The sequence below is a fragment of the Shewanella sp. SR43-8 genome, from assembly GCF_014163775.1.
Taxonomy (GTDB): domain Bacteria; phylum Pseudomonadota; class Gammaproteobacteria; order Enterobacterales; family Shewanellaceae; genus Shewanella; species Shewanella vesiculosa.
The window spans coordinates 39400-51564 of the sequence record NZ_JACJDX010000006.1 but is presented as its reverse complement, the minus strand read 5'-3'; the positions used below and the strand labels follow the sequence as shown (position 1 = coordinate 51564).

General features: G+C 41.3%; 14 protein-coding genes. 8 read left to right on the top strand and 6 right to left on the bottom strand.

The genetic code is table 11. From position 1 onward, the window contains the following. Nucleotides 1-35: 35 nt before the first annotated feature. The 6 genes from H5114_RS09025 (at nucleotide 36) to H5114_RS09000 (ending at nucleotide 4358) form a co-directional block, all read left to right on the top strand. Complete coding sequence (locus H5114_RS09025) at nucleotides 36-752, top strand: SIMPL domain-containing protein (protein WP_124015848.1); 717 nt, start codon at nucleotides 36-38, stop codon at nucleotides 750-752. A gap of 4 nt (nucleotides 753-756) precedes the next feature. Further along, nucleotides 757-1296: a histidine phosphatase family protein gene (locus H5114_RS09020; RefSeq protein WP_182722757.1), complete on the top strand. Its 540-nt coding sequence runs from the start codon at nucleotides 757-759 to the stop codon at nucleotides 1294-1296. A gap of 233 nt (nucleotides 1297-1529) precedes the next feature. Continuing rightward, the gene (locus H5114_RS09015; RefSeq protein ID WP_124015846.1) at nucleotides 1530-1967 is read left to right on the top strand and encodes an acyl-CoA thioesterase; all 438 of its coding nucleotides are present in this window, start codon (nucleotides 1530-1532) and stop codon (nucleotides 1965-1967) included. A 183-nt stretch (nucleotides 1968-2150) separates the two neighbouring features. After that, entirely contained in the window at nucleotides 2151-2813 is a 663-nt protein-coding gene (locus H5114_RS09010) for a response regulator transcription factor (protein WP_182697130.1), read from the top strand. Next, a complete protein-coding gene (locus tag H5114_RS09005) occupies nucleotides 2813-3427 on the top strand; it encodes a DUF938 domain-containing protein (protein ID WP_182722756.1) in 615 nt (204 codons plus the stop codon). The genes H5114_RS09010 and H5114_RS09005 overlap by 1 nt, the downstream gene beginning before the upstream one ends. Before the next feature lie 85 nt (nucleotides 3428-3512). After that, on the top strand, nucleotides 3513-4358 hold the full coding sequence (locus H5114_RS09000; protein ID WP_182722755.1) for a D-hexose-6-phosphate mutarotase: 846 nt from the start codon (nucleotides 3513-3515) through the stop codon (nucleotides 4356-4358). 213 nt (nucleotides 4359-4571) lie between these two features. On the opposite strand, the gene H5114_RS08995 is transcribed toward H5114_RS09000, so the two are convergent. From H5114_RS08995 to H5114_RS08985, 3 genes are all read right to left on the bottom strand, one after another. Then, complete coding sequence (locus H5114_RS08995; RefSeq protein WP_165870071.1) at nucleotides 4572-4745, bottom strand: hypothetical protein; 174 nt, start codon at nucleotides 4743-4745, stop codon at nucleotides 4572-4574. A gap of 195 nt (nucleotides 4746-4940) precedes the next feature. Further along, a complete protein-coding gene (ushA, locus tag H5114_RS08990; RefSeq protein WP_182722754.1) occupies nucleotides 4941-6659 on the bottom strand; it encodes a bifunctional UDP-sugar hydrolase/5'-nucleotidase UshA in 1719 nt (572 codons plus the stop codon). Between the two features lie 313 nt (nucleotides 6660-6972). Then, nucleotides 6973-7641, bottom strand: coding sequence for an alpha/beta hydrolase (locus H5114_RS08985; RefSeq protein WP_182722753.1), 669 nt, complete (start codon nucleotides 7639-7641; stop codon nucleotides 6973-6975). Nucleotides 7642-7852: 211 nt separating this feature from the next. Here H5114_RS08985 and H5114_RS08980 point away from each other — a divergent pair, with 211 nt between their 5' ends. After that, nucleotides 7853-8884: a glutathione S-transferase family protein gene (locus H5114_RS08980; protein WP_124015840.1), complete on the top strand. Its 1032-nt coding sequence runs from the start codon at nucleotides 7853-7855 to the stop codon at nucleotides 8882-8884. Between the two features lie 268 nt (nucleotides 8885-9152). Here the strand turns inward: H5114_RS08980 and H5114_RS08975 are convergent, their stop codons facing one another. The 3 genes from H5114_RS08975 to H5114_RS08965 form a co-directional block, all read right to left on the bottom strand. Then, nucleotides 9153-9380: a DUF3389 domain-containing protein gene (locus tag H5114_RS08975; RefSeq protein WP_124015839.1), complete on the bottom strand. Its 228-nt coding sequence runs from the start codon at nucleotides 9378-9380 to the stop codon at nucleotides 9153-9155. A 96-nt stretch (nucleotides 9381-9476) separates the two neighbouring features. After that, nucleotides 9477-9959 carry a peptidylprolyl isomerase gene (locus H5114_RS08970; RefSeq protein ID WP_124015838.1) on the bottom strand — a complete coding sequence of 161 codons (483 nt, stop codon included), beginning with the start codon at nucleotides 9957-9959 and terminating at the stop codon, nucleotides 9477-9479. 83 nt (nucleotides 9960-10042) lie between these two features. Continuing rightward, a complete protein-coding gene (locus H5114_RS08965; protein ID WP_182722752.1) occupies nucleotides 10043-11290 on the bottom strand; it encodes a lytic murein transglycosylase in 1248 nt (415 codons plus the stop codon). A gap of 498 nt (nucleotides 11291-11788) precedes the next feature. On the opposite strand from H5114_RS08965, the gene H5114_RS08960 reads away from it, so the two are divergent. Next, nucleotides 11789-12148 carry a DUF2750 domain-containing protein gene (locus tag H5114_RS08960; protein WP_124015836.1) on the top strand — a complete coding sequence of 120 codons (360 nt, stop codon included), beginning with the start codon at nucleotides 11789-11791 and terminating at the stop codon, nucleotides 12146-12148. Nucleotides 12149-12165 lie beyond the last annotated feature (17 nt).

Sequence of the window (12165 nt, the reverse complement as noted above, 5' to 3'; positions counted from 1 at the left end):
GAGCCACACTGTTACCTATTAATAAGGATGTTATTATGCAAAGTTCGTCTCGTAGTGCTGCTGTTTTTGGAATATTCATTGCGCTGGGCTTTGGTGCTTTGGGTCTGTTACTCAAACAAGCCATTGTTGAATACAAATTACTTGAGCGCAGTGTCACAGTTAAAGGCTTAGCAGAAAATGAATATCCTGCTGACATTGTGATCTGGCCTATCCAATTTACTGCAGCCAATAATAATCTCGATGAACTGTATAAACAGCTGGAAGCACAAAACAACCAAGTGGTCAGTTTTTTAACTGAGCAACATATCGATCCAAAAGAAATTACCCTCACAGCGCCGACAATTACCGATAAATTGGCGCAACAATATGGTGGTAATCAACCAATAGAATTGCGCTATACCGCGACACAAACCATTACGGTTTATTCTAATGACATCGATAAAGTGCGTGGTGTCATGCCGCAATTAACTGAGCTGGGGAAAACGGGCATTGTATTCTCGCAGAATAACTATGATGCCCAAGTCGAGTATATTTTCAGCCGATTAAATGACGTTAAGCCAAAAATGATTGAAGAATCGACCACCAATGCCCGCTCAGTGGCCGAAAAATTTGCTAAAGATTCTCAAAGCCGATTAGGAAAAATTAAAAAGGCCACTCAAGGGCAATTCAGTATCAGTAACAGAGATAAGAATACGCCCTACATTAAGCAAGTGCGTGTGGTATCAACCATCGAATATTACTTAGCGGATTAACCATATGAAACAGATAATCACCAGCATACTGATTGGTTTGATGAGCTTGATGAGCATATCGATAATGGCACAGTCGCCAGAATCGACATCAGTTGATCTTAACCATAAAGGGGCCACAAGTAATCACGTTATCTTTATCGTTAGGCATGCAGAAAAAAATGCTGGTAAAAATCCCAGTTTATCTGCCCAAGGACAATTACGAGCCTTACGTTTAGCAACAGTGTTATCTGCGACCCCTTTACAAAAAGTCTACACCACTGATTATAATCGTACCCGTGAAACAGCCAAGCAAGTCGCTCAAGATCAACACCTGGAGCTGAGTGTTTATGATCCTCAACATATGGCAAACTTTGCCCAGCAGTTATTAGCCGAACAGGGTAATATTTTAGTGGTAGGCCACAGTAATACTTCGACAGATTTAGTTGAAAAACTCGGGGCAAAGCAACAAATACCGATTGATGACGCCAGTGAATTTGATCGTTTATATATTGTGACCCTAAATGCCAACAAACAAATAGTATCAACGGTATTGCTTCGTTATTAATTAGCCTGTGCAGAATAGACATCAACTCAATCGACAACTGCATTTAAGCACATTAGGTTAATCAAATAATTCAGTTGTTACTATTAAACAACATATTGTCGATAAGGTTGCACAATCGTGAGGCCTTATCGACAAATAAGCACCACAACATCGACACGAATACGCTCAATACAGTACAATGCGCGGCTTTTTCGCTTAATTCTTTATTGAACCGCATAACATTAGGTCGTTGTATGTCCCTTGCTCAAAACCCAGCACAAACTCAAAACCATTTCCCTGATGACATTGCAGCACGTATTGCTCAATCAGAAGCCCGCGTTATTAAGGCAATTTTCCCATCTAATACTAATCACCATAACACCTTATTTGGTGGTGATGCATTAGCCTGGATGGATGAAACAGCATTTATTGCCGCTACACGTTTTTGTCGTAAATCATTAGTAACCGTGAGTTCTGATCGGATTGATTTCAAAAAAGCGATACCCGCTGGCAGCTTGGCTGAGCTGATTGCAAATGTGATCCATGTTGGTAACACATCGCTAAAAGTTGAAGTGAATATTTATGTTGAAGATATGTACCGCGATCATAGGGAACATGCAATACGTGGCGTGTTTACTTTTGTTGCGGTAGATGAAAATCGCAACCCGACCCAAGTGTGGCCACATAATTAATAACACCCCAGTAAATGCAGTCAGATAGATGGCTGCATCATCATTTCGCTCACTAGACTAAAGTCTATAGTTTGATTGTTTTTATTCAAATCAATGATAATCTTGCACAAAGCAATAGAATACTCGATTACTTTTCTGTTACATTGAGTTTATCTTCACGTGCAACATAGAATAAAAAACGCCATGAAGCTCGAAAATTTAAATATCATTATTGCAGATGACCATCCATTATTCCGTAATGCCTTAAGGCTAGCGCTGAGTAATGCCTTTGAACACACGCAATGGTTTGAGGCTGATAGTGCCGAGGCATTACAACATGTCCTTGATGAGAAAGACCAACCGTTTGACTTAATCTTACTTGACCTACAGATGCCGGGCTCTCACGGTTATTCAACGTTAATCCACCTTAGAACCCATCATCCAGACATTCCTGTGGTGGTGATTTCTGCCCACGAAGACATCAATACCATAAGCCGAGCAATACATTATGGTAGTAGCGGATTCATTCCGAAGTCAGCGTCTATGGAAGTGTTGGAAGAAGCATTAAACGCGGTGTTATATGGTGATATTTGGTTACCCAAAGGTACCCAAATTGTACCGGTTTCTGATGATCCAACTGACAAAATGGCCTCACGTCTATCTGATTTAACCCCACAGCAATATCGCGTACTGCAGATGTTTGCCGAAGGGTTACTCAACAAACAAATTGCTTATGATTTTGGGGTATCAGAAGCCACCATCAAGGCTCATGCAACGGCAATATTTCGCAAATTGGGTGTTCGCAATCGCACTCAAGCGGTGATAGCATTACAACAATTAGAAATGGATAGAATTGATATCTCGTAATGCCTCAATCATTAACGTTACAACAGCTACCTTTTTCGCAAGCTTGTGAAAATAACCAGCAGCCTATATTAACGCTATTAACAAAGTGGCTTCCTAGTTGCGTTCATTTGCTTGAAATAGGCAGTGGTACTGGCCAGCATAGCGTGTATTTTGCTAACCATCTTCCGCATATACGCTGGCAACCAAGCGATCAACGGCATTATCTGCCTAATTTGCAAGCTCGTCTCAATTTGCAAGCATCACCAAACTTACAGCCGGCTATTGAATTAGATGTCACCCAGCCTTGGCCGCAACTGACATCAAATGTCGATGCGATATTCAGTGCTAATACTCTGCATATTATGAGTAAGACGATGGTTGAAGCATTTTTTATTGGCGTGGGTAATCTATTGGTAAACGCTGGCTCATTAGTTATTTATGGTCCGTTCAATTACCAAGGCCAATTTACCAGTGACAGTAATCGACAGTTCAATATGTCTTTACAACACAATAATCCCCAAAGCGGCATCCGCGATATCGAATGGATCTGTCAATTAGCACAGCAGCAAGGGCTAACGCTTCGAGAAGACATTGCTATGCCGGCCAATAATCGTTTACTGCATTTTATTAAGTAAGCCCAAATCATTTAACCAATAAGCCAATTGCTTCTGTTCATTTATAAGCTATCGGCTTGGATTAACACATATAAGGACACAGATTATGGGTTCAGTTACCACCAAGAGACATGCCAATGGTCTCGATTATGTTGCTGTCGATACCGCGTTTTGCCAAGCGCGTATTTTTTTGCAAGGGGCGCAAATAGATCAATTTGCACCCAGTGGAAAATCACCACTTTTATGGGTCTCAAGTGCCGACGATTACCAACCAGGCAATGGCATCAGAGGTGGAATTCCAGTTTGTTGGCCTTGGTTTGGGATGAGCGATATCCAAGGCTTTCCGCAGCATGGTTTTGCGCGCAATAAGATTTGGTCATTAGAATCCATCAACATGGGCGATCAATCTGTTGAGTTGCTGTTTGCCCTGCCCGCCAGCGAAATAGATAAGCAGTATTGGCCGCATAATACCCAAGTGAAGGTGCTATTTAACTTAGGTGAAACATTATCGGTAAGCATCATCAATATTAACAATGCAGATTACAACATCGAGCTCACACAAGCATTGCATAGCTATTTCCCCATAGAAGATATTCACCAACTTAAGGCCAGTGGATTTGGCGGTTCACAATACATTGAATTTGATCAAGGACCTTTTGAACAAGTCGACGATGTGGTTAAATTTGATCGAGAAACCGATAGAGTTTATACCAAACTAGCGCCCATTCAGGAATTACATACTCCACATGGAACGATTGTGGTGAGCCGGGAAAACAGTCAATCAGCAGTGTTATGGAATCCTTGGATAGACAAATCAACCCGCCTATCTCGGTTTAATCATGATGATTACTTAACCATGGTCTGTTTAGAAGCGGCCAACGTACGAGACGACAGCATAGTGTTAGCGCCAGGACAAACCCACACGTTAACCACTCATATCGGTTGGAAATAAATAGGCTAGAAATAATATCACTTAATTGTGGCTAATCATGTCAGCCATAGACTGATGAAACACGCAGTTATCAAACTAATTTGACTTCAGCATAATCAACAGGCAGCCTCGGCTGCCTGTTGATTATCACATGTTGCTTAATAGCATTAAGGATATCGCTCACATAGAGCTAATCGCTTATCGTAAAATGACTAATCAGCTTAGCGGTTAGAATTAACTAATGGTTCGATTGGTAGATTTTCGAAACAAACCAAACCAAAAAGCAGTTTCAAGTAATCCTCCAGCCACAAAAAAAGTCACCGCCCCGGTTTGGCTGCCGGCTAAATAACATGTCAACGCCAGCGCAATTAATGCGATTAAGACCACGACTCTGTAGATACCTGTCATATTAATTTCTCTCAACCCAATCAATGAACTGTTCATCAGTCACTATATTCTCCAATCACATTAGCCCTTTAATCCACTGTAAGTCAACTAAATAGCAGCCAATAAAAAAGGCAGCTTCAGCTGCCTTTTTTGCAATCGTACCTTTGGTCGAGATAAGAAATGGTTATACCATCTGTTTACCCAAATTGAGGCTAATTAGTTTGCTGTTACATCACAACCTAGTGGGCTGTTTGAGTTTTCATAAACAATGTCACCCATTGGAGCATAATCTGCAGCCGCAATGGTGCCTTTATCTTTGAAGAAAGTGTATAACACTTCTGCATCAACATAACCTGTTTGAATTGGTGCAAGCTCAGGATAGCCATCACCACCAGCAGCATTGAAACTTGGTACAGTAAAGCTGTATGAGTCAGTGGCACTGTAATCTTTACCATTGATTTCACTGATAGCAACTGTTTGAGCAGTACAATCTACTGTCATTTTCACACCGGTGATTTGTGCATATGCGCCAGAACCACGTTGGAAAGATGCTACAGTGTTTAAGTACTCAGTGACTTCTGCACCTGTCATAGTGCTTAACGTTACCATGTTGCCAAAAGGCTGCACGGTTAACACGTCACGGTAAGAGATATCACCTTCAGCAATTGAAGCACGCACACCACCAGAGTTCATTACACCGATATCGGCACCGACTTTAGTGCGTTGCGCTTCTGCAACCAAACGGCCTAAATTAGTTTGCATATTACGTACATTTGCACGTTCGCCGTCTAATAAACCATCGGTGGTAGCAATCACTTCACTAAGTTGGCCTTGACCACGTTCTTGATAATAAGAAAGTAGTTGTTTTAAGTCTGCATCTGCGGCGATTTCATCAGCAACCAATACTTTCGTTTTATTGCCATCTGCATCAGTCACTGATGTTTTCAAATTAACCGGGATTAACTTGTAACTAGCAAGGTGAAGCTCGCCATTGAAATATTCAAAATCAGCACGACCGACATACTTACCCCACTCGTGAGCTTGCATAATGTAAGTGCCATTTTGCATATCAGGCGTACAGTCATCGCCAGGAGCAAAGTCAGCGTAATCGTTTGTACCTGGTTCCATACATACCGGGTTTTGTGAATGACCACCAATAATGGCATTCAAATCACCTTCTGCTAGAGCACGAGCCATGGCGACGTCGCCAGGGGCGTTACTACCATTCATAGCATCAGCATAGTGACCCATATGAGTGGTTGCAAAAATAAGATCCGCAGTATCTGCAGCTTTAATTTCTGCAATCACTTTTGCTGCTTCAGTGGTTGGATCGGTAAAGGTTAAATCTTTGATAAATTCTGGGTTACCAATCTTCGCAGTGTCTTCAGTGGTTAAACCGATCACAGCAATGCGCAAACCATTTATATTAAATACTTTGTAAGCATCAAAGTAGCGAGTGCCATCAGCTTTATAAATGTTAGCCGCTAACATTGGGAAGTTAGCAATTGAGCGTTGTGAATCTAATACCGCAAGTGGATTATCAAACTCATGGTTACCGACTGCCATTGCGTCATAAGCAATTTCATTCATACCGATAAAATCTGGCACTGCGTCTTGTAAGTCTGACTCAGGGACGCCAGTGTTGATATCTCCGCCCGAAAGTAAAATAGTTTCACCGCCGTTTGAGCTAACTTCAGCACGGATCTGGTCAATCAGCGTTTTACGTGCTGCCATACCGTATTCGCCGTCACCGTTTTCCCAAAAACGACCGTGGTTGTCATTGGTATGTAATACTGTAAATATTTTACAATCTGCACCAGCTTCGGCACACGTCGTCGGTGCAACGACAGCGGTATTGTCGTCGTCACTGCCACAACCGGTCAACGCTGCTAGTACAGCCGTTGCGACCAATCCTTTAATTAACATATTTGTCATGATTTACCCCGATGTTATAATTTATATTTTTAAATCCGTGAATTATCCTATTCACGGCCAGAATGATAACAAAGATTGACGGTTTTTGATGTCACTTTTATGACAGAATGTGATTTTTAATACATTATTTAACAATAACTTACACCTCAATAGTTCCCAGTAAAAAACAATTACCATGTTAACGGGTATGTTAAAGTAAAGTAAAAAAAATGGCTTAAGCATTTTTGCTGCTAAGCCATTTAAATAGATTGATTTTTTTATATAAAGACAATAACGATTATTGTCTTTATATAAGAACAGTGATGAACTTGCGTTATTTCAATACTTGCTGCAACCATTGACCAATATCAGCAAGTTGATTAGGCAATACACTGTGAGCCATCGGATAAGTTTTCCAGGTACTCTGATAACCTGCCGCAATCAGTGCGTCATAAGCCATTTTACCTGCAAACATCGGGACAACATCATCTTGCTCACCATGATGTTGTAAAATAGCAGTATGAGCATTAGCATCAGCAAGTTGCTCTGGCAATGTTTCGCCACCGGGTAAATAACATGATAACGCCATAATACCGGCCAGTTTTTGTTCAAAACGCAGCCCGGTGAACAAACTCATGACCCCACCTTGACTAAAACCAGCTAAAACGATTTTATCAGCAGGTATACCACTATTCATCTGCTCGACAATTAACTGACGGATGGCTTGCTCAGACGCCATAACACCTTGTATATCGGCGCGATCGTGTAAATCCATGCTTTTAATATCGTACCATGAGCGCATAACAAAACCGCCATTGATGGTCACTGCTTGTTCTGGTGCATGAGGAAAAAGAAAACGAATATTGTGCTGACCAGCTAAGCCTAATACGGGGACGACGGGCGCAAAGCCAGCACCTGAATCACCCAATCCATGAAGCCAAATAACGCATGCTGTCGCAGGTGTTTGCGGCTCGATTACAATTTTTTCTAGCTTAAAAGACATATATATCAATCCTATCAATGCAATAAAATATTGCAGGCTATATTACGTCAATTGATTTTTAACATCGATCTATTCACACCCCATCACCACAAATAATCAACCTTGACGGCAATGTAATTAATTTAATCGAACAAAACTAGCGATTAATTACACTTTTATTCGATTTTATTTGTTGTAACCTAAGACTAAAGCCACTAAGGAGATGAGAGATATGGGATTACTACAAAATGGCCAGTGGGTCGATCAATGGTATGCAACCGAAGAAAATGGCGGTAAGTTTGTTCGAGAAGATGCGCAATTACGTCATTGGGTAACTGCGGATGGCCAAGCTGGCCCCTCTGGCGATGCAGGCTTTGTTGCAGAAGCAGGCCGCTATCATTTGTACGTGTCTCTAGCCTGCCCTTGGGCGCACCGCACCCTTATCTTTAGAGAATTAAAGCAATTACAATCACTTATTGATGTTACTGTTGTTGAAGCACATATGCGAGAAAACGGCTGGGAGTTTGCCAATGCTGTTGATGGCAAAATTGGTCAACACATAGCAGGGGCTCAAGCCGATCCTTTACATCAAAAAGACTTTTTATACCAAATCTATCAATTAGCGAAACCACACTACAATGGTCGAGTCACAGTACCAGTATTGTGGGACAAAAAAACCAACACTATCGTCAGTAATGAATCATCTGAAATCATTAGAATGTTCAATACCGCCTTTAATGATATTACCGGCAATACACTCGATTATTATCCTCAAGCCTTACAACCGCAGATAAACCAACTCAATGAGTTCATTTACGAGAAAATCAATAATGGGGTTTATCGCTGTGGTTTTGCTACCTCACAAGCCGCTTACGAAGAAGCCTATGATGCCTTATTCTCGGCGCTGGACACCATCGAGACCCGCTTAAGCACAAAACGGTATTTATTGGGCGATAGCATTACTGAAGCGGATTGGCGTCTGTTTACTACCCTGATCCGTTTTGACAATGTGTATGTCGGCCATTTTAAAACCAACCGCAATACAATCGAAAGCATGGCCTATATTTCAGATTATTTACGTGATTTATATCAACAACCTGGGATTGCTACCACAGTCAATATGGATCATATCAAGCAGCATTATTACTTTAGTCATCAACAAATTAATCCGACTCAAATCGTCCCTGCCGGGCCTGATATTGACTTTTTACGCCCACATAACCGTGAGCAACTAATGACGTCAACATCTCACCCACAAGGTTAATCTGTCATAGGTTTTTGAACACGCTTAAGGAGTTTAGTGGACTCGCGGCAATATGCAGTCAGAAGTGCAGCGAAAACGGCAGCAATAATATAAGCCACAAACTTTGGGTTAGCTTTGGTTGGAGGTTAAATAGATAGTAATCGTATTGACATGTCATGCATCGCTCAGAGCATGTCAATACCTTCAGTTTGTCATTCAAGTTGAATCAAGGCTCATGGCCGAGCAGCCTATTCCCATTCATCTTGCCACTAAGCCGATACAAATTAAGTTATTGCGCTTGAATGCCAGTGTGTTGCAATAGCGCGTCTAATTGCGCTGGATTATCCAGTTTAATACTCCACCTCACCGTTCCCGCATCGGCAACAATCACTAAGCCTTGATGAAAACAGCTAATGTCATCCATGGATGCGGTAAGCACTAATTGGCTATCATGAAACCGGCACTGAATTTCATGCACAGTGACAATAATTTTACCTAATGAGAAATCAATAATCATATCTACTCTCTTAAAACAAAAAATCCCAAGTCTTCACTTGGGATCTATACAGGGTTAAACCATAAGTAAATATCAATTTACCCAAGCGGTCCCCTACTAGTGGTGATGACCACCAGCGCCATGGGCATGACCATGGGCAATTTCTTCATCAGATGCATCGCGGGCACCGACAATTTCAATGTCGAAAGTTAATTCACGGCCAGCAAGTGGATGATTAACATCAACCGTCGCCATAAACTTACCGACTTTAATAATGGTCACTTGACGCTGGCCTTGCTCAGTATTCACCACGGCAGCCATGCCCGGTTTCCATACTTTAGCACCTACAAGGTGTTTAACCGACACGCGCTGCTCAGAATCTGGTTGACGTTCGCCATAAGTATCTGCAGCTGGCGGAGTAATAGTGAATTTCTCGCCAATTTCTTTGCCATTAATCGCATCTTCAATACCAGGCATCATGTTGTCATGACCATGCAAATAGGCAATCGCCTCACGACCTTCGTTTGATTCAAGTACTTCGCCTTTTTCATCACGTAGCGTGTAATTAAACTGCACGACCATATTGTCTTTAATGCTCATTATCGTTCCTTAATTCAAAAATTTGCCGAAGCTTAGCAAAAGCGTACTAATGCATCCACAAAAAATGCTCATAAAAATACTGATTATAGTTTGATACCCAAGGCGGTAAACGTCTCTACATCAGGAAATCCATCAGCAATAAGCCCTTTTTCATGTTGAAAAGCTTGTAACCCTAATACTGAATTACGCCCTAAAATACCGTCAGGCTTACCCACATCGAAACCTGCATCATTGAGCTTTTGCTGAATTTGTTTGACCGTTTCTCGGCTTAGCCTTGGCTGTTTAGGTACTGCACGGGTTAATACCGCACCACCATTAATACGATCGGCTAAATGCCCCACTGAAATGGCATAAAATTCAGAACGATTCCAACGCATTATCACATTAAAGTTGTCATATCCTAAAAAAGCAGGCCCTGTGTGCCCTGCTGGCAAATATAACGCTGCTTGCATATCTGGTGTAGACAAAGGCTGACCATTAACTTGCTTAACATTAAGCTCACGCCACTTAACCAGTGGTAGAGGATGTTTACCGCCTAAGTAAGCAAAAGAATAATCGCTAGGAATCAACACTTCACGCCCCCATCGTTCATCTGCTTTCCAACCTAGATGCTGTAAAAAGTTTGCCGCAGATGTCAGTGCATCATCAGTACTGTTCCATAAATCAGCAACACCATCGCCATCGCCATCTACCGCATACTTTCGATAATTGGTTGGCATAAATTGAGTATGCCCCATAGCTCCGGCCCATGAACCAACCATTTTACTGTCGGCAAAATTATACTGCTGCTTTAAGGTCAACGCTTGCAGTAACTCACCAGTAAAATAATCACTACGCCTTGGATCGCACGCTAATGTTGCTAATGAATCAAGCACAGGCATGCTGCCTTTATAACTCCCAAAATTAGTTTCTAGCCCCCAGAAAGCAACAATGTATTGCCCTGGTACGCCATACTCTTTTGTGAGCTTAGCTAATAATGATTTATGCTCAGCCAACATTTTTTTACCTTGCTCAACTCGCCACGCAGTGACACGTTTATCAAAGTAATCACCAAAGGTGGTGGTAAATTCAGGTTGCTGATTATCTAATTCAATCACTCTAGGGACATACTTTAAATTTGCCACTGTTGTGTCGATAATCTGTTGTGAAATCCCTGCGGCTTTAGCTTTTTGCTGTAACGTAACGACACAAGTTGCAAAATCAGCTTGCTCTTGAGCAGGAGCAACATCCGCAACAGGATCGGGTGATGCCGATACCGCACAAGCACTTAATAAGGTACTAGATAAAAACATTGAAGCAATAAACACAGATAAACGTCTTTTATGGGCCATGAACAACACTTAATTTACGCAAAATGAATATTGAATATCGTGACGCATCAGCCTTAAGGAAACAAGAGCTGTTAACATTAAACCCTGTTTATTTATGCTAAACCGAAGTGAAAAATGAAAAATCTGCTAACAAGTGCGCAATCATGGTGAACCGACTCAAAACCACAGCAGCATTTAAAATAGCCCCATGGTTTATCCATTATGAATACCTCATAAAACCAAGCAATCATCGCATTTAAACGTTAGTTTAATAGGCGCCATGCCATAAAGACTGGCAGCAACCACAACAAGCCACTAGCTATTATCACCGAAACACTTTTGATGTGTCTATTATCTATGCTGCTCTCATTTACCGCAGAGTCACAAGATAATGAGTCAATTTAGCCTTTAAACACTGCTTAAGTCTCCACCTAAATATAATTGTCATTAATTAAGCCTTTTCCTTATTCAATGAGTCCGTATAATGACATTAATTCTAACTCATTTGAGCGATTAATCATGACAGAACAAACTGCAGCATTATCAAGCTTTATCGAAAGCGTAAAACAACATCAAGTCTTATGGGGCTTACAAGATGAAACTGGTGAGGGTTGGGTAGTATGTGACTCATCAGAATTTGAAGAAACAGATGTTATGCCACTTTGGTCAAGCGAAGCTGCAGCAAAAAGTCACTGCACTGAAGAATGGGCTGACTATAATCCGGTTACTATTACGCTAACAGAGTTCTTAGAATACTGGGTGAGTGATTTAAATGACGATGGCGTTCTAATCGGTGTTAATTGGGAAGCAGAACAAGAGTGCTTAGAAATTGATCCTATCGTACTTGCTAAAGAATTAGTCGATTTTGAAAAAGAATAATCGTCACTAATTTAAGC

Excerpts from the sequence above, each read along its gene's own strand:
- H5114_RS09025 (WP_124015848.1), top strand. The coding sequence starts at position 36 with ATGCAAAGTTCGTCTCGTAGTGCTGCTGTTTTTGGAATATTCATTGCG.
- H5114_RS09020 (WP_182722757.1), top strand. The coding sequence starts at position 757 with ATGAAACAGATAATCACCAGCATACTGATTGGTTTGATGAGCTTGATG.
- H5114_RS09015 (WP_124015846.1), top strand. The coding sequence starts at position 1,530 with ATGTCCCTTGCTCAAAACCCAGCACAAACTCAAAACCATTTCCCTGAT.
- H5114_RS09010 (WP_182697130.1), top strand. The coding sequence starts at position 2,151 with ATGAAGCTCGAAAATTTAAATATCATTATTGCAGATGACCATCCATTA.
- H5114_RS09005 (WP_182722756.1), top strand. The coding sequence starts at position 2,813 with ATGCCTCAATCATTAACGTTACAACAGCTACCTTTTTCGCAAGCTTGT.
- H5114_RS09000 (WP_182722755.1), top strand. The coding sequence starts at position 3,513 with ATGGGTTCAGTTACCACCAAGAGACATGCCAATGGTCTCGATTATGTT.
- H5114_RS08995 (WP_165870071.1), bottom strand. The coding sequence starts at position 4,745 with ATGACAGGTATCTACAGAGTCGTGGTCTTAATCGCATTAATTGCGCTG.
- ushA (WP_182722754.1), bottom strand. The coding sequence starts at position 6,659 with ATGACAAATATGTTAATTAAAGGATTGGTCGCAACGGCTGTACTAGCA.
- H5114_RS08985 (WP_182722753.1), bottom strand. The coding sequence starts at position 7,641 with ATGTCTTTTAAGCTAGAAAAAATTGTAATCGAGCCGCAAACACCTGCG.
- H5114_RS08980 (WP_124015840.1), top strand. The coding sequence starts at position 7,853 with ATGGGATTACTACAAAATGGCCAGTGGGTCGATCAATGGTATGCAACC.
- H5114_RS08975 (WP_124015839.1), bottom strand. The coding sequence starts at position 9,380 with ATGATTATTGATTTCTCATTAGGTAAAATTATTGTCACTGTGCATGAA.
- H5114_RS08970 (WP_124015838.1), bottom strand. The coding sequence starts at position 9,959 with ATGAGCATTAAAGACAATATGGTCGTGCAGTTTAATTACACGCTACGT.
- H5114_RS08965 (WP_182722752.1), bottom strand. The coding sequence starts at position 11,290 with ATGGCCCATAAAAGACGTTTATCTGTGTTTATTGCTTCAATGTTTTTA.
- H5114_RS08960 (WP_124015836.1), top strand. The coding sequence starts at position 11,789 with ATGACAGAACAAACTGCAGCATTATCAAGCTTTATCGAAAGCGTAAAA.